Origin of the sequence: [Clostridium] saccharolyticum WM1 (assembly GCF_000144625.1) — a bacterium.
Lineage (GTDB): Bacteria > Bacillota > Clostridia > Lachnospirales > Lachnospiraceae > Lacrimispora > Lacrimispora saccharolytica.
This window is the reverse complement of the sequence record NC_014376.1, coordinates 1,906,438-1,923,496: the sequence shown is the minus strand read 5'-3', so window position 1 is coordinate 1,923,496 and position 17,059 is coordinate 1,906,438. Positions and strand designations below refer to the sequence as shown.

The following is a 17,059-nucleotide window of genomic DNA, read 5'->3' as shown; positions in this document are numbered from 1 at the left end:
TCATATTCCTTATTTTCTTACCTAAAGATAAGAAATGCCTTCTCCAGGAAGACGATTCCTTAAAGAAGGCTGAAATACTTATTTTGCATTAATAAATCCTAACTTCAAAAATCACGGCTTCCCGGCTTCCGTATGTGGATATGGCTTTGATCCGGACTGCATTGCCTTCCCTTCCGTTAAGGAAAATCCGCTGAAGCCTCTGCCCCTGGGACTGAACTGCCATGTGCTCTATGATCTTCCCTTCCAGGAGGATATCCACTTCATACTCCTTTAACAGCTCCGAAGGCGGCCCGGACTTTTGCCTGGACAGCACATCCTGGTTGATGGATTGGGTGATTTCCCTGCTTAAATTAGAGTCCAGCATCAGGCGTATTTCCCGGATCGGTATCCTTTCCGGTAAGGTAAGGACCAGAGAAGGACCGCCCTCTATGGGGGCACGCCAGCCGTTTGATTCTCCCTCCACCGTTCTTGCCACTCCATTTATCACCTTTTCCGGTTCCCAGCCTGTGATATGGTGGGTGGCCGTTACCGCTGCCTGCCTGGCATAATCGGCCGGATCCTGGTTAACAACAAAGGGGATATAGCAATCATCCTTTAAAAGCTCCTGCTGAAGCTCTCCCACATAATCCAGAAGCTCTCTCGGCTCCAGATTCCTTTTCCCTGCCATGGCTGCGGCAGTACCTGCCGCCTGGCCCACCACTGCGCAGGTTCCCATAACCCTTGTGGAAGAAAATGCCACATGGGAACAACTGATGGCCCTGCCTCCCAAGAATAAATTCCGGATGTTTTTTGAATACAGACACCGGTAAGGAATCGAGTATATGCCGTTTACCTGATTCCAGACCGTAGGAGCACCGCTCTCATTTAAAAAGCCTTCTACCGTATGGATATCCATGGGCCAGCCCCCATAGGCTACGGCATCATCAAACCGGGGACTCTTCAGACAATCCCTTTCCGTCAGAACATAATCGCCTATCAGCCGTCGGCTTTCCCTTTTTCCAGGCAGAAAGCCTACCCATTCCAGTTCCATACGCTCCGCACCGTGTTCTCCGCCGTTTTTAATATGATCCCATACACCAAATACTGCCTTTAACAGCTCATCCCGAAGCTCTTCTCCATGGGAAATCACATCCCGCTCTCCGCCTCCCAGTTCGATCCACCAGTACCCCGAGGTAATGTCACTGTGATCCCGCAGCCTAAGCTGCTCCTCCGTATAGGTATTGGCCCAGAACGGCTTGATAAAGGGCACCTCATGCCCCATATCCCTGGCCTTGAACATGAGGGAATTCCCCATGGTGCAGGAATCTTCCATATCCGGCGCCAGAGACTCTCCATACCGGGAGCTGCTCTCTCTTCCGATCCGGTACTCCGCTCCCGCCTTAGCTCCCAGCACGCCGTCTCCTGTGGCATCTAAAAACAGGGTGCCGAAAATGCAGAAGGTTTTTTCCGTTGTCATTTGAAGGGCACATACTGCCTCAATCCTGTCACCATCGCATAAGACCTCTGTCATATGGGTATTTAAAAACAGGGTTAAATTCTCCTGATAATGGACCTTTTCCCACAGAACGGAATCAAAAATCGGATACACCATCTCCGGGTTTCTCCGCTTGTTTTCCAAAAGGATTTCTTCTAAAATTCCGGTTTCCCGGGCGTTGGGAACCGACATGTGATGGTCTGCCCCGCAAATGTGCATCCGGATTTCGGAGCTGGCATTGCCGCCTAATACCGGCCGGTCATGGATCAGGGCCGTTTTTGTCCCTCGTCTGGCGGCGGCAATGGCGGCGCAGACACCAGACATGCCGCCGCCCACTACAACAAAGTCATAATGATATGTCTTCACGGATTCACCCCCAATTCCATGAGACGGTTCTGAACCTTTTTCACTTCAAGGGCTCTGGGCACCACTCCGGAAGCGGCACACATGGCTGCCGCTATGCCAACAGCCTGCCCCATATTGGCACAGATGGGCATGACGCGGTAATTGGAATGGGCCATGTGAGTACCTGAAATATTTCTTCCTGCCAGATACAGATTATCAATTTCCAGAGGCACAAAACAACCATAAGGGATGGTATACCCTTTTATCTGCGGGAAATGCTTTTGGCAGCCGGTTTCATCAAGGCCATTGCCTGTCAGGTTGTGTACGTCAAAATTGAAGCTGGCCTTTGCCACCACCCAATGATCAAATACCCTGGCCTCCAGAATATCCTGCTCTGTTATGGTCTCTTCTCCTTTAAAATGCCTGGTTTCCCGGATTCCCACCAGGGAAGCAGAGCTGATCATATAGCAGTTTTCAAAGCCTGGTATAAACCTCTTAAGAAAAGCAATGATTTTATCCATCTGTTCTCTGCAGACCAGGGTTGCCTTAGTCAGATCCTCCGCACTTGTACCGTCCACTCCGGTGCAGTTGGTCATGTTGCAGGTAACCACGCCCGGCAGCGTTGTCTTATATAAGAGCACATGCCCGGCAGGACCCGGCAGATGCTTCTTCCCCAGCTCCTGCAAATCTCCGTCAGGAAGGGCAAAGCTTTCTTCAAAACCGCCGGGAAATACACCTTTCTCTTCATCCACGCCTGCCACCTTAAACATAATCGTAGCCGGCTGCATAAGCCCGTCACCTTCTCTGCCCTTAAAATAAGGTGCTCCGGCCTTTGCCGCTATGTCTCCGTCTCCAGTGGCATCAACGACGATCTTCGCAAGTACAGCCTCTCTGCCTGATTTGCTTTCCAGGATCACTCCTTTGATCACGTTCTCTTCCATGATAACGTTGCTGGCAAAGGTATATAACCGGAGACTGACTCCTGCCTCCATAAGCATGTGTAGGAAAACCGTTTTTAAGCGCTCCGGATTGATGATCTGACGCCCTTCCCCGGTCAGCTCTGCCGATCGGTTAAGGATTTCCTCGTAGAATCCTCCTTCTGTTTTTCCCGTCCAGTGGCTCATAAGACCAACCGTAGCGATTCCTCCCACATCTCCTGTCTGTTCCACCAGCATGGTCACAGCGCCTTCTCTGGCAGCCCCAACCGCCGCTCCGATTCCTGCAGGTCCTGCCCCCAGCACCAGAACATCCACTTCACGTATTACCGGAATTTCTCTCTTAGTTTCTGTTACATATTTCATATTCTCAACCTTATCCTTTCACCGCTCCGGCCACCAGGCCCTTGACAAGAAACTTCTGCCCAAGCAAAAATACAAGAAACGCCGGAACGAGGGCAGAGGCTGCTGCTGCCATGACCAGATTGTATTCCGTCACACTTTCTTCTATAAAATTTGTAAGGGCAATAGGAATGGTATACAATCTCCAATCGCTTAAAAACACCAGTGGCTCCAGATAGCTGTTCCAGTTCCAGAGGAACACCACCATTGCAAGAGATGCCATATTAGGCTTGGCAATCGGCACCATGATTTTTAACCATATAAGAAACTCATGAGCACCATCCACCCTTGCTGATTCCCTTAGCTCATCAGGGATCTGCATAAAATACTGACGCATGAGAAATGTACCTGTAATGGTAATAAGCCCCGGCAGGATCAAAGTCAGATGAGTGCCGGTCAGTCCCATTTTATTGAACATGACAAACTTCGGGATCAGCGTCACCTGACTGGGAATCATCATGGTGGCCAGATAGATCAGGAACAGAATGTTCCGGCCTCTGAATTTTATTTTTGCAAAGGCATACCCCGCCAGTGTGCTGGTAAGCACCGATCCCGTCAGATTAATGGCAGCGATTTTTATGGAATTCCAGTATGCAAGGCCAAAATGGTAATCTCTTGCTGCGAGGCCTCCCACATTCCACACTTTTTTATAATTATCAGGATAAAAATATTTTGGTATCCATTCAATCGGCAGCTTCATGACATCCAGAGGAAGTTTCATAGATGCCGAGATCATCCATAAAAACGGGGTGACCATGGAGACAGCCAGAGCCCCTATCACTACGGTGAACAGGACCCTAAGGATAATCCGTTGATAATTTTTCATTCCGGGCGCCTCCTTTCTTCTTAATTGCCCATGCCCCTTGGGCATACAGGTATACCCGCAGGGTGTTTCTTCTTAATTGCCCATGCCCCTTGGGCATACAGGTATACCCGCAGGGTGTTTCTTCTTAATTGCCCATGCCCCTTAGGCATACAGGTATACCCGCAGGGTGTTTCCTTAATAGCTGACCCATTTTTTCTGCCCCGCCCATTGGAACATGGTTATGCCAAAGAGAATCAAAAACAAGATCCATGACATGGCAGAGGCATATCCCATTTTATAGAAGGTAAAGGCTGATGTGTAAATATAGTAAACCAGAACATTGGTAGACGTTCCGGGGCCCCCCCTGGTCATGATCTGTATGGGCGCAAACACCTGGAAGGAGGTGATGAACGTAGTAATGATCAGGAAAAAGGTGGTAGGAGACAGAAACGGGACCGTAAGCTTAAAAAACTTCTGGATCTCGCCTGCTCCGTCAATGTCTGCGGCCTCATAAACATCCTGGGGAAGCCCCTGGAGTGCGGACGTATAGATCATATTGGCATAACCCACTCCCGACCATACGGTCATGAGCATCAGGGCCGGCAGGGCCCATGTTGTATCTCCAAGCCACTGGGGAGGATTCTCCACTCCAAATAGTTTTACCATCTGGGTGAATGGTCCCCAGGGGGAATACATCATTACCCATACAATGGCAACCGCCACGATATTGGATATGTAGGGCATAAAAAGCGCCAGCCTCATGGGAAGTCTGGCAACACAGTATTTATCGATGATGACCGCCAGCACCAGTGCCAGGAACACGGTTACCGGCACCACTCCCACCGCAAAAATTATGGTGTTGAACAGGGAACTGGTAAACCATTCATCCTGCCACATGTCGGTAAAATTTTTAAGGCCGATAAAATCCCAGTTACCGATCCCTTTGGTATAGTCCCAGTCCGTAAAGCTGATGATCAGGGAAAAAATCATGGGAAATAAGGTAAAAAGGCAAACACCGATAATATTGGGCAGGATGAAAGCGTAGCCTGTCAAATCCGTTTTAAACTGTCTGCTAAGCCTGATTTTTTTCATGTTCAGCGGTTCCCTCCTTTCTTCTTTTTTTCCTCGCAAAATTTGAGCATACCGTTACACCCAAAGGGTGTTACATTTTATGTTCCGGGGCTGCCGTTTTTCTTGGGCAGCCCCGGATTAATTTCTCTGATTATTTTTGCAACAGCGCATCAGCTCTGGTTTTGGCCTTTTTCATGCCTTCCTCCACGGTCTGCTTTCCGATAAAGATTCCTTCCAGCTCTTCTACCGCAATTTTCCTTACTTCCGCTATATGGTTGGTAATGGAAGGTACTGCATAATTATCGGCAGGTGTAATCAGTATCTTCTGGGTGGTTTCCGAATCCAGATAATCCTCGGCTCCCATAACAAACGCCTCCGTTACTTCCAGGGCATTATAGGTATTGGAAGCCGGCACACGGCCTCCTTCCACTACAGGAAGCATTCCCTCGGTAGCGTACCATTTTGCAAATTCCCATGCAGCATCAATATTCTGGGATTTTGGATTGATGCAAAGATGGTCTCCATAGCCACCCTGGGTGTAATTTCTCTGTCCTTCTTCTACCACCGGGTAAGGAGCAAACGCTGTTTTAAAATCATGAGGATAGCTGGCCTGGTCCTTTACGCTTCTTACAATCCATGGGCCTACCGTCATGGCAGACTTTCCGGTCAGAAACATGCTTTCCTGAGAGAGTTTCTGGGTCACGGAATCTGTATGTGTCGGGGACGTTTTATCCACATTCATCATGTTGTTGATCAGTTCAACGGATTTTAATACCACAGGATCGTCAAAGCTTGTTTCCTTGTCGTTTTTATACATCGGGTCTCCGCCGTTGGTCTGGGCCGCCAGATAGGTAAAGAGATAAGTCAGGTCCTGCTGGGAATTCCAGAACATGCCATATACCTTATCCTGACCTTCTCCATGAGTAAGTTTTTTTGCAATTTCCCGGAATTCTTCAAAGGTCCATTCCGTGGGAATCTCAATACCCGCCGCTTCAAACATGTCTTGATTTAACACGATTCCGTACTGATCCAGTTTTGTTGGTATGGAAAAAGGGTTTCCGTTAATGTAATACGCCTCCGCAAGGGTTCCGAAATATTTTGTCAGTTGAAAATCATCCCGTGCAATCAGCTCAGAAAGATCCAGCGCCATGTTTCCTTCCGCCCGCTTTGTCAGGGTATCGGTGCTGTAGGTCATGTAAAGATCCACTCCATCTCCTGAAAGAAGATTCGTTTCCAGCTTTAAATTTCCCGTATCATCATTTACAAACCGTTCGTACTCTACCTGTATCCCCTTATCCTTATAGAGCTGGTTGAAATTGTCACAAACTGCCTGAGGGCCTGCTTCCGCCGGAACGCCGCCCCACATTCTTAAAACCACAGGCTCTCCGCTTCCAGTTTTTGGAGTTTCTGTCTTTGACTCCTCTGTTTTTGCTGTTTCCGCCGGCGTAGTTGCCTGATCTGACTTGCGGCCGCTCTGGCAGCCGGCCATCACTGACATTGCCATCAGAGATGCCATGGCAAGAGCCCCTAATTTTTTCCAATTTCTCATGATACCTTCCTCCAATGATTATAATTTCGTTCAGACATGCAGAAATATTTGGCGATACCATATGCGCTTTCAGATCTATGTTCTAATTGCCAAATGATGTATGACTTGCCTGAACGGTAACAACTGTCTATACTATAGCAAAAACAGCAGGCAAGAGATATCCTTCTGCCTGCTGTCTTTCTTCCAATTTTTTCGATTTTTGCCTCTCCCGGCTTCTATTTTTTCCAAATCTTTCATATCCTGCTTGTTTTCTTTCACATCCTGTTATTTTCCTCCACTTTCTTTAACCGTGACTGGCGGTATTCCAATGGGGATTGTCCCACACTCTTTTTAAACTGAGTACTGAAATAATTGGGATTGATAATCCCAACCTCATCAGCAATCTCATTTACCTTTAAATCGCTGCTTTCCAGTAAGTATCTGGCATGCTCCATCCTCACCCGGTATACATATTCCACAAAGCTGATCCCTTCCTCTTTTTTAAATACGTGAGAAAAATAACTGCCGCTCATGTTCACCATGGCTGCAATGTCTGCAACCTGAAGTTCTTCCTTCATATGGCTTCGGACAAAACTCTTTGCTTCAGCAACCTCTTTCCTTAAGATCCTGCCGCGGTTTGATTCATACTCCTTTTTATACTGTCCCACCAGCTCCAATATTGATTGTCTGATTATTTCCAGATACGTATAATCATTGATGGAGGCCTCCATGTTCATCCCGTTTTTATCCAGGAACATATCAATATCAGCTCTGCTGCGGGCAAAAGAGGCTGCCATGGCCCCATAGGCCTTTCTCAGCAGATACCGGATCTCCTCCGGCTCCCAACGTTTTTTATCTTTGAGAAATTCAAAAAAGTCTTCGAGAAACTTCCTGATTCCGAAAAAATCATATTCCGCTGCCAGGCGCTCTAAGACTGAGCTGTGAAATTCCGGCGGCAGACAGGCCCTTTCCCTGACGGCCCTCTCGTATGGATGAAGCTTGCCGGGTTCCGAAAAAAAACGCAATTTCAGGGTATCCCGGTTCTGGGCAATGGCCTCCTTGATCCCCTGAATCCCAGCACATTCCCTGCTCAGTGCTCCGCTTACCTCCAGGCCGTAATACTGCCTGGCACAACTGGCAAAAATTCCGAACTCCCTTTCCATTGCCGTAAAAAAAGTCTTATTATCCTGATGTTCCTCCTGATTTACTGCCACGGCAAAATCATATTCCCCATATTGGAAAACCTCCGCCCGGTGATGCCGGTTAAACAGCTCACTAAGAATATTCTCCATGGTAAATATGAGAAGCTCCAGATCCATAAAATCCCCTTTTTTTCTTACCACCTGAAAATCATCAATGGTAATGGAAAGAATAAAAAAGGGCTTGTCAAAGCTAACGGCAAGGGGCAGCTTTGTCAGCTCCTCCAGATATTTCTTCATAAAGGTTTCTGAGTTTAAGATTCTTTTAAACAACCCCCTTTTTATGACTTCCAGATTCCGCTCTGTCAGTGCATTGGCTTCCTTGGCTGTGTCTGCCCCTTTACCGGAGGAGGTGGCCTCATCCATAATTTTCAGCAATTCCTCCGGCTTCACCGTCAACTTAAACACATAATCAAACGCCCCCATTTTCATGGCACTTCTTACGTTTTCAAAATCATTATAGCTGCTTAAGACAATGAACTGAATGTGAGGATATTTTTCCCTGCACTCCGAGATCAGCTCAAAACCATCCACCGGACTCATCTTTAAATCCGTAAGAACGATATCCGGCTGATACTGCCTGATCTTTTGAAGCGCCTCTTCCCCATCCGATGCGTCACAGACAATCCGGTATCCATAGTTTTCCCATTTGATCAATGACTGGATTCCCAGACGCACCAAAACCTCATCATCCACAATCATTACCTTTTTCATCCCCTGATTTCTCCTCTCTTATGACCGGAAGCGTAAATAGCACCACCGTTCCCCTCGTTTTAAGGCTTTCTATGGTCAGTCCATATTCATTGCCGAAGGTAATCCGGATATACTCATCCACATTCTTGATCCCGATACCTGTCAGCTTGCTTTCTTTTACCCGGTCCTTTCGGTAAGCCTCAAACTGCCTGATCATATTGGGGGAAATGCCCACACCGTCATCCTCCACATAGATGTTTAAGCTGCCAGCCTCCGCAAATCCGTAAATCCGGATCAGAATCTCCTCTCTGTCCTTGTCATATCCATGGATAATGGCATTTTCCACGATGGGCTGAAGGATGAATTTAGCTGTTTTTAAGTTCATGATAGATTCTGAAAGATCAATCTCCAGCCTGCAGTGGTTTCCATAGCGGCAATTCTGGATATAAAGATAGTTCCTGATATTCTCCACTTCTTCTGCCACCGTCACCAGGCAGTTTTCCCTGCTCATGCTGTATTTTAATATGTGGGCAAGAGCGTCAATGCCGTCTACAATATTGTCAGCACCTCTTATGATCGCCATCCAACGGATGGTTGACAGGGTATTAAAGAGAAAATGCGGATTTAACTGTGCCCTCAGGGATTCATACCGGTATTTTTCCTTTACCTCATGCTCGTTTCTAAGCTGTTCAAACAACCCCCGGATATTCACAGACATTTGACGGAAGGAACGGTTTAACTGGCCGATTTCATCAGACCGTTCCATATCTATATCTTTTATATCCATGTCCAAGGTATAATTTTCCATCTGGCCGCTGAGCTTGACAATAGGCTTTACCAGCATCCTGATGGAAATGTACAGAATCAGGACCAGTGCACATATGACGATCAGAAGGACCAGATTCATCCTGCGGCCGATCATTTCCATCTGATTGGTCACTTCCTGATAATTGGTAAAATGGAAAACTTTCATTTGCTGATCATTAAACACCCATGGTTTTGGTATGGTGTAATAGCTTATGAGAAAATTCCCTCCCCCTGTCTGATACCGCAGGCTCCCGCTTTTTTTCTCTTTTGTTTCCCGGTATAAGTGCTTTAAATCCTCCTCATGAACAAGCCCCTGGGTATCATTTTGCAAAAGCACGGTTCCTTCTCCCACACAGATGTAAGCCATGTCACCGTCATATGCGTATTCCATTAACAGATCACTGAATTTTTTCTGATCTATGCTGATGATAAGAGTTCCTATTACGTTTCCCGTGGTATAATCCTTGAGAAGGGATTTTGCCAGGGAAATATAGGTCTGATCCTTCTTCTCTCCAATGATATAGGCAGGATTAAACATGGCCCACACAATATGCCCATTGTTATCCCTGCTCTTCTTCACCCAATCCTGATCCAGCAGAAACTGGTAATCCTGGTAATTCATACTCCAGTTGGAATAAATCCTGCCGCAGCCGTCAAACAGAAGGATCTTCATGTCCTGAACAAAATCGAACCCGCTGGCAATGCTGAGCTTATGGATCATCTGGTCAAAGTACTTCGTATTCTCATATTGGGAGGTGTCCGGATCTGCTATGCGCTTTTGCAGCTCCTCATCATATACAAAGACATTGGTCAAGGCGGCGATATTCTGCAAATTATCGCAGATATTCCGTTCTCCCCTTGAAATATTCTGAATGACTTTTTCACTGAGCTTTTCCTGGATAAAATGCTCCATACTGACTCGTACATAAATACAGACTCCGGCAAGGGGCATGACCACACACAGCAGGAGCAGCAGGAACATCCGGACCGATAATTTAGAAGGCTTTTTCATCCCTTTTCCTCTTTCTGGTTTTAAATGATAAGCAGCTTTCAATATCCTGCACCCATGTTTTTGAAACACGGCAATTTTAATTATAACAAATATTTGATATCCTGCAAAGATAGGCATTTTTTTAATATGCAAAACTCTTCTCAATTTTTCAATGGCATTTTTGCCCCAAAACCAATATTTTCCCGTTGATTTTATCACTATGATGCTGAAATTTTACAGGCATCCCGCTGATATTCCGGTAACCAGAAAAATTGATATAAGCAAAACTTATATCATATATAAAAAGCATTAAGTTTACCAATACCAATGATCATGATATAATAAAGTGTAATAAAAAATAACCCATCAATATTCGTCATGGGTTTAAAGGAGAATCAAGCATATGGAAAGACTCATAGGTACTGTTTCAAGAGGTGTACGCGCTCCAATTATCCGGCAGGGAGACGACATTGCAGAAATAGTTATTTCAAGTGTACTTGATGCAGCAAAATGTGAAAATTTTGAATTACGTGACCGGGATGTTATTGCCGCAACTGAAGCCATTGTGGCCCGTGCTCAGGGAAATTATGCTACTGTTGACCAAATCGCCGCTGATATCAATAATAAATTCGGTCATGAAACCATTGGCATTGTATTTCCAATATTAAGCCGTAACCGTTTTTCCATTTGTCTAAAGGGCATTGCAAGAGGTGCCAAAAAAATCACTTTAATGGTAAGCTATCCTTCGGATGAAGTAGGCAATCACCTGATCGATCTTGACGCTTTGGATGAGAAAGGCATTAACCCATGGACCGATATTTTGACAGAAGCAAAATACCGTGAGCTTTTTGGTTACCGTAAGCATACCTTTACGGGAGTTGATTACATTGAGTACTACAAGGAGCTGATTCAAAAAGAAGACTGCGAAGTGGAAGTTATTCTTGCCAATGACTGCCGTACCATTTTAAATTATACGAAGCATGTTCTTTGCTGCGATATTCATTCCCGTTTCAGAACAAAACGTTTGTTAAAGGCTGCCGGTGCAGAGTCTGTGTATGGTCTTGATGACATTTTAAGCGCTCCGGTTAATGGAAGCGGATATAACGAAAACTATGGCTTGCTTGGCAGCAATAAAGCTACGGAAGACACCGTTAAGCTGTTTCCCCGTAACTGTGAGCCTATCGTCAAAAAGATACAGGATGGAATCCTTGAAAGAACCGGAAAACATGTTGAAGTTATGGTTTACGGTGACGGCGCTTTCAAGGATCCCATGGGTAAAATTTGGGAATTGGCAGATCCGGTAGTTTCCCCGGCTTATACAGAAGGTCTGGAAGGCCAGCCCAACGAAGTCAAATTAAAATATCTTGCTGATAATGATTTTGCTGATTTAAGCGGAGCAGAACTAAAGGCTGCCATTTCCAATTATATTCAAAGCAAAGAGAGTAATTTAGTCGGCAGTATGGTATCTCAGGGAACCACCCCCCGCCGGTTAACGGACTTGATCGGCTCACTGTGTGATCTTACTTCAGGCAGCGGTGATAAAGGAACTCCCATCGTATTGGTACAAGGTTACTTTGATAATTACACCAAATAAATACATCTGTACGGTACGGCTATTGTATTTTTCAATTTTACTTTGGAGTTATAACCGAGACGGCTGAAACCCAGTCCTTCTATTTTGTGAATTGCCGTAGGATTTTATCGTCTTACGGCTTTTCCCTTTCCTTACCCCCTGCCTAAATAAAAAATAATGTTAGGGGGGATTTAATCTTGACCCTAACACGATTTCATTTGGCATGGTTTGGTTTGGTATGGTTTGGTATGGTTTAAAATATTATTGTCCAAATAATTCATCCAATTTATTAAGTGGAAATGGGGTCATTGCCAATGGCTTAACAGCAATGGACATAAGCAGGGCCGGATTATCATCTGCTGCTATCCGGTTTGAACTCAAGGTTCCGCACGTCCGGCATCTGTGAATAATTGCCCATTCACCTCCCTTGCGCACCCAGACACTGACCGGCTCCATAATTCCTTTGCACAGGGAAGCCCGGTCCCCCGGATCATTGTCTTCATGAACGCTGGATAAACACTTGGGACAATGGTTGCGATGCCGGCTTCCTGCCCCATCCGGCATTACAATCGTCCCGCATACTTTGCATTGGAAGCTCTCAGCGCAGGCGGATTGCCGGTAATCAATTTTAGGTTCAGTCTGTGAAAGGACTTTGGCATCAATCATGCTCTGATAGGCATCATATCGTTCTATTTTAGTTACTTTCTTCTTCATCTTAAATTCCTCCTGATAAGGGATACGCATTGGGAATACACCTGCTCTTTTCATAGTTATTATAATTTCTTTTTGTTCTGGACAGCAACCGAATTAACATTTATGAAACAAAGAAGCACCATGCAGTTTCATGGTGCTTCTTTGTTTACTGATTCTTCAATTTAATTTTTGCAATAATTTTTTGTATGCTTTTCGGAGATAAACAATAAGCCTCTGAAAGATGGTCAATGGTCATTCCTTCTGTATATTTTTCGTAAATCTCCTTGTTTCTGAAAAAAACCATCTCCTTGCTTCTGGTATTTTCTCCCCATGCCTTTCGATTGCATTCTTTTCTTGGTATGTAAATATATTCACCGTCAATATAATTTTGAATTAAGTCAATTATTTCTTTGGGCAGCACATCGGCCGCCTTGATATAGCTCATTATGCTCCTCCTAATCTGTGTTTTCAGGAATGAGCAAAGGCTATTTTACAGGATCAATTTTCAGATGCTATGCAATAGCCTTTGCTAAGCATAACGAACCGGGCTAAACTTCATAAAATGCTTCCTCCTCTCAAAAGGTTATTGGTCAATGGTACTAATGATTATTTCAAATATTAATATTTTGAACAACAAAAAAACAGACAACTCCATCACACAGAGTTATCTGCTTACTTATAACGCAATCATATGAAGAAACTCACTTTGCAAGTTTCTCACGTGATTGCGACATTCACCAGGTAACAAAAATCCATGGTTACCTGACTCATTGACTGCGAAAATAAAACCTATAAATTTTTCATTTCATTACAGGCTGGCTGAATTTATCTATCCGCAAAATAAGCACAACAAAAAACCCCATGTAGTATGAGACAAATTTTTATTGTTCATGATCTTACCGAATAGACGACATCAAGCCACCTCCCTTTGTACATTTAGTTAACTATAACAAACTTTTTATTCCTTTGCAAGATACTTTTTTTATTTGGTGTTTGTTCCAGCAAACTGAATGCACTTAACTGGGGAAATTTCTTAATCCTCATCATAGCTTTTGCAATGAGCCGTATATGGATTGTTTTTATACTCGTAATACTCAATTGGTACCGGTCCCCTGACTACGGTTCTGTGTATACGCAAATCTCCATTTTCACCGGCAGCAATTCTCCAGTCAACCATTTGAATTTTACCATTGACAATTTCTATCCCGTTAATACCGCGAGTACGTATACAACAGCCGGTATTAAAATATGGGAGTTCATCAAGCTTCGGAAATTTAGGTCTGTGAGTGTGTCCACAGATAAGCATCATTTTATGTTTTTCTATCCATCTGCTATAAACCTTCTCTACCTTATGTCTTTTATACAAATTACGGGCCGGACTGGTTGGATTGCCGAATCCCACAATATGCAAATACCTCCACAGATATCGAAGCAGCAACATGGAAAAAACCCATAACTGGTCATTCATAATATCCCCCTGATGACCATGCAGCACGAAAATCGTCTGCTTTGTTTTCTTATGTTTTAGAATGATAGCCTCCTTCGGCTTTAACCCTCTAAATAAATCCACTCTTATTTGATTATACTCATCATAATATTGAAAATAATTTTCTTTTATAAAGCGCTTTGATTTTAAAAAAATATTATGATTCCCATATAACATGATAAACCGGCCTGCATCATAAAATTTTTTTATTACAGTAAAAACATCGCTGTGAGCCAAACGAATTACACTAAAATTCTTGTATTCCCAAAGCTCATCTCCATCACCAACCTCAATATATTCATAGCCTTCTTTATAGTAATAGTTTAATGCATGCAAAAAAACATTCTGATTTCTTGTGAATTCATCTGAGATGCTGTCATCCCCCCTATGGATATCACTAAAAAATATATATTTTGAATCATCATCAAAATATACCGTATCAGCATGTTTAAAAGCATTTGTCAATCGTCTGTCAGTCTTCATATTGCCTCCATTACTATCAAATTCATAGAATCTATTATTGGAAATTTTACCGATAACTGCTGTCCGATTTCCCCATTCCTGCTGAACAGGACTTGGTTTTCCATGATCAGCAATACAAGATACTAAACTATGATCCGATGCTTTTCTCCATCATCCACCAACGGGACTCTGTTTCCATCAACAGGCTTACCATCAATAAGGATTGATTCCGTCGTCAGCACGCCTTTGCTTCTGCTCTCTACCCGGATCTCATATAGGGACTTCCCATATTTATATTCAATGGTAAAATCTCCGAAACCTGCCGGTGTGCCAGGATCAATGACCAGTTCATTCCCTTCTTTCCGGAAGCCCAGAAACCAGCTTAACAGCCCCTGATACATCCAGCCTGCGGAACCAGTATACCAGCTCCAGCCGCCTCTGCCGGTATATGGCGGACAAAGGGATATATCCGCAGTCATTACATAGGGTTCTTTCTCGTACTTAAGCACATCTTTCCTGTTTTGCGTCACGTGAATGGGATTAAGCAGGGTGAATAAGGTCTGGGCCATGGGATATTCACGAAGCATGGATGTGGCGATGGCCAGCCAAACTGCCGCATGGGTATACTGGCCTCCGTTTTCCCGCATACCGGGGATATAATTCTTTATATAACCAGGATTTTTGCTTGTCTTATTAAAAGGCGGCATCAAAAGCAGGGAAATGGCATCTTCCTCTCTTACCAGGTAATGCCATGCGGACTGCATTGCTGTTTTCGCACGTTCTTCCTTTGCCCCCTTTGAAATTACGCTCCAGGACTGGCTGATGGAATCGATTCTGCACTCATCATTTTCCTTGGATCCCAGCTTTGTACCGTCATCGTAAAAGGCCCGCAGATACCACTCCCCATCCCAGGCATTTTCTTCAATGCTCTGTAGCAGTTTTTCCCGTTTGTGCTCCAATTCCCGGCTATAGGTCCCGTCCTCCTGCTGTAAGCACAAAGGAATAAAATCACCTAATACGGTATACAAAAACCATGCCAGCCAGACACTCTCCCCCTTCCCCATAATACCTACCTCATTCATGCCGTCATTCCAGTCCCCTCCTCCCATGAGAGGAAGTCCATGTTCTCCGAAGCAGGTCCGGTCAATGGTCTTTTTACAATGTTCATAAACACTTTCGGAAAGCTGAGAAATTTCCGGAGTAAACATCACATCATGCTGATCCTCTTCAAGCAGCGGTCCCTTGATGTAAGGCACCTGCTCCTTTAAAATTGCGGCATCTCCCGTGCTTCGGACATAGGCAGCGGTGCAATAAGGCAGCCAAAGCAAATCATCGGTTATTCTCGTTCTAACCCCGATCCCCATAGGAGGATGCCACCAGTGCTGGACATCCCCTTCTTCAAACTGCCTGCTGCAGGCAATGAATATCTGACTGCGCAGAATGCCAGGATCAGCAAAAAGAAGGGAAAGAGTATCCTGAAGCTGGTCCCGGTATCCATAAGCACCTCCGCACTGATAAAAGCCTGCCCTTGCCTGAATGCGGCAGGCCACCGTCTGATAAAGCAGCCAGCCGTTTACCAGGATATCCAACGCCCTGTCCTTGGTCTTTACCTGAACCGTCCCTAATAATCCGTCCCAATAAGCTTTTACCCTGTTAAACTCTGTTTCTGCAGCCACCACTTCTCTATACTTATGCCTGATTCGATGTATTTCGTCAAGACTGCTGCCCTGCCCCAGCCCAAACAGCACCGTTTTACTTTCCTGAGGCTGAATTTCTATTGAAACCTGGATTGCCCCGCAGGGATCATAGCATACCCCTGTATTGCAGGAAAGCTTGACCTCTGCTCCCCGCGGCTCCCGGATGCTGCCCTTCTGCCCCAGAAACTCCTGTCTGTCACCGGTATATCCGGTGATGGCTTCACTGGAAAACAGGTAGGAATAAGTGTTTTGAAAATTCATGGTGTAGATGTTCCTAGCATAGAAGCTTTCGTGTTCATTGTCATAAGACGTCAGGATATAAGGGCTGGTTTGCTCCCCCTGGGTGCCCAGCACCCATTCCACATAATAGGTCAGGCTTAAATATTTCACTTTATCCGAACAGTTGGTCAGCGTAAGGCTCCATAGCTTCACCGGCTCATCCAAAGGAGTAAAGACAGTCAGCTCCTGATTTATCATCCCTTCCTCATGAAGGAACCTGCTGTAACCAAAGCCATGCCTTACCCGGTAAATCCCCCGGTCAGACCTTCCAAGAGACATGGGAGTCATTACCTCGCCGGTTATTTCATCCAGAATATAAACCGCCTCAGAAGCTTTGTCACTTACGGGGTCATTGGACCAGGGTGTAAGCTTATTTTCCCTGCTGTTGATGCTCCAGGTAAAGCCGCCGCCTGACTCCGATATCAGAAATCCAAAGCTCTTGTTTGAGATAACATTAATCCAGGGTGCCGGCGGCCGGTTATTGCCCTCCAACAGAATTTCATATTCTCTGCCCTCACAGGCAAATGCCCCGAAGCCGTTAAAAAATTCATAATCTTCTGTTTCTTTTTCCTGTGTAGTTGGTGCATGCGCTGTGTCCAATGCCACTTCCTCCTTAAAG

General features: G+C 45.0%; 12 protein-coding genes. 1 reads left to right on the top strand and 11 read right to left on the bottom strand.

Going from position 1 to position 17,059, the window contains the following annotated elements:
* Positions 1–88: 88 nt before the first annotated feature.
* The 7 genes from CLOSA_RS09045 to CLOSA_RS09015 form a co-directional block, all read right to left on the bottom strand.
* Positions 89–1,840: an FAD-dependent oxidoreductase gene (locus CLOSA_RS09045; protein ID WP_013272461.1), complete on the bottom strand. Its 1,752-nt coding sequence runs from the start codon at positions 1,838–1,840 to the stop codon at positions 89–91.
* Positions 1,837–3,120, bottom strand: a complete 1,284-nt coding sequence (locus CLOSA_RS09040; RefSeq protein ID WP_013272460.1) for an FAD-dependent oxidoreductase — start codon at positions 3,118–3,120, stop codon at positions 1,837–1,839. The genes CLOSA_RS09045 and CLOSA_RS09040 overlap by 4 nt, the downstream gene beginning before the upstream one ends.
* 10 nt (positions 3,121–3,130) lie before the next feature.
* Positions 3,131–3,982 carry a carbohydrate ABC transporter permease gene (locus CLOSA_RS09035; protein ID WP_013272459.1) on the bottom strand — a complete coding sequence of 284 codons (852 nt, stop codon included), beginning with the start codon at positions 3,980–3,982 and terminating at the stop codon, positions 3,131–3,133.
* A 174-nt stretch (positions 3,983–4,156) separates the two neighbouring features.
* Positions 4,157–5,053 carry a carbohydrate ABC transporter permease gene (locus CLOSA_RS09030; RefSeq protein WP_013272458.1) on the bottom strand — a complete coding sequence of 299 codons (897 nt, stop codon included), beginning with the start codon at positions 5,051–5,053 and terminating at the stop codon, positions 4,157–4,159.
* Positions 5,054–5,183: 130 nt separating this feature from the next.
* Positions 5,184–6,581, bottom strand: coding sequence for an ABC transporter substrate-binding protein (locus CLOSA_RS09025; RefSeq protein WP_013272457.1), 1,398 nt, complete (start codon positions 6,579–6,581; stop codon positions 5,184–5,186).
* 254 nt (positions 6,582–6,835) lie between these two features.
* Positions 6,836–8,473 (bottom strand): response regulator transcription factor, encoded by a 1,638-nt coding sequence (locus CLOSA_RS09020; protein WP_013272456.1) that lies wholly within the window; start codon positions 8,471–8,473, stop codon positions 6,836–6,838.
* Positions 8,448–10,271, bottom strand: a complete 1,824-nt coding sequence (locus CLOSA_RS09015; protein ID WP_013272455.1) for a cache domain-containing sensor histidine kinase — start codon at positions 10,269–10,271, stop codon at positions 8,448–8,450. The genes CLOSA_RS09020 and CLOSA_RS09015 overlap by 26 nt, the downstream gene beginning before the upstream one ends.
* 382 nt (positions 10,272–10,653) lie before the next feature.
* Here CLOSA_RS09015 and CLOSA_RS09010 point away from each other — a divergent pair, with 382 nt between their 5' ends.
* Positions 10,654–11,844, top strand: a complete 1,191-nt coding sequence (locus CLOSA_RS09010; protein WP_013272454.1) for a coenzyme F420-0:L-glutamate ligase — start codon at positions 10,654–10,656, stop codon at positions 11,842–11,844.
* A 240-nt stretch (positions 11,845–12,084) separates the two neighbouring features.
* Here CLOSA_RS09010 and CLOSA_RS09005 read toward each other — a convergent pair whose 3' ends face one another.
* From CLOSA_RS09005 to CLOSA_RS08990, 4 genes are all read right to left on the bottom strand, one after another.
* Entirely contained in the window at positions 12,085–12,489 is a 405-nt protein-coding gene (locus tag CLOSA_RS09005) for an RNHCP domain-containing protein (RefSeq protein ID WP_334290392.1), read from the bottom strand.
* 193 nt (positions 12,490–12,682) lie between these two features.
* A complete protein-coding gene (locus tag CLOSA_RS09000; RefSeq protein ID WP_330362218.1) occupies positions 12,683–12,988 on the bottom strand; it encodes a CD3324 family protein in 306 nt (101 codons plus the stop codon).
* Positions 12,989–13,549: 561 nt separating this feature from the next.
* Positions 13,550–14,485, bottom strand: a complete 936-nt coding sequence (locus CLOSA_RS08995; RefSeq protein WP_013272451.1) for a metallophosphoesterase — start codon at positions 14,483–14,485, stop codon at positions 13,550–13,552.
* 122 nt (positions 14,486–14,607) lie between these two features.
* Positions 14,608–17,040, bottom strand: a complete 2,433-nt coding sequence (locus CLOSA_RS08990) for a GH36-type glycosyl hydrolase domain-containing protein (protein WP_049791651.1) — start codon at positions 17,038–17,040, stop codon at positions 14,608–14,610.
* Between the last annotated feature and the right edge of the window lie 19 nt (positions 17,041–17,059).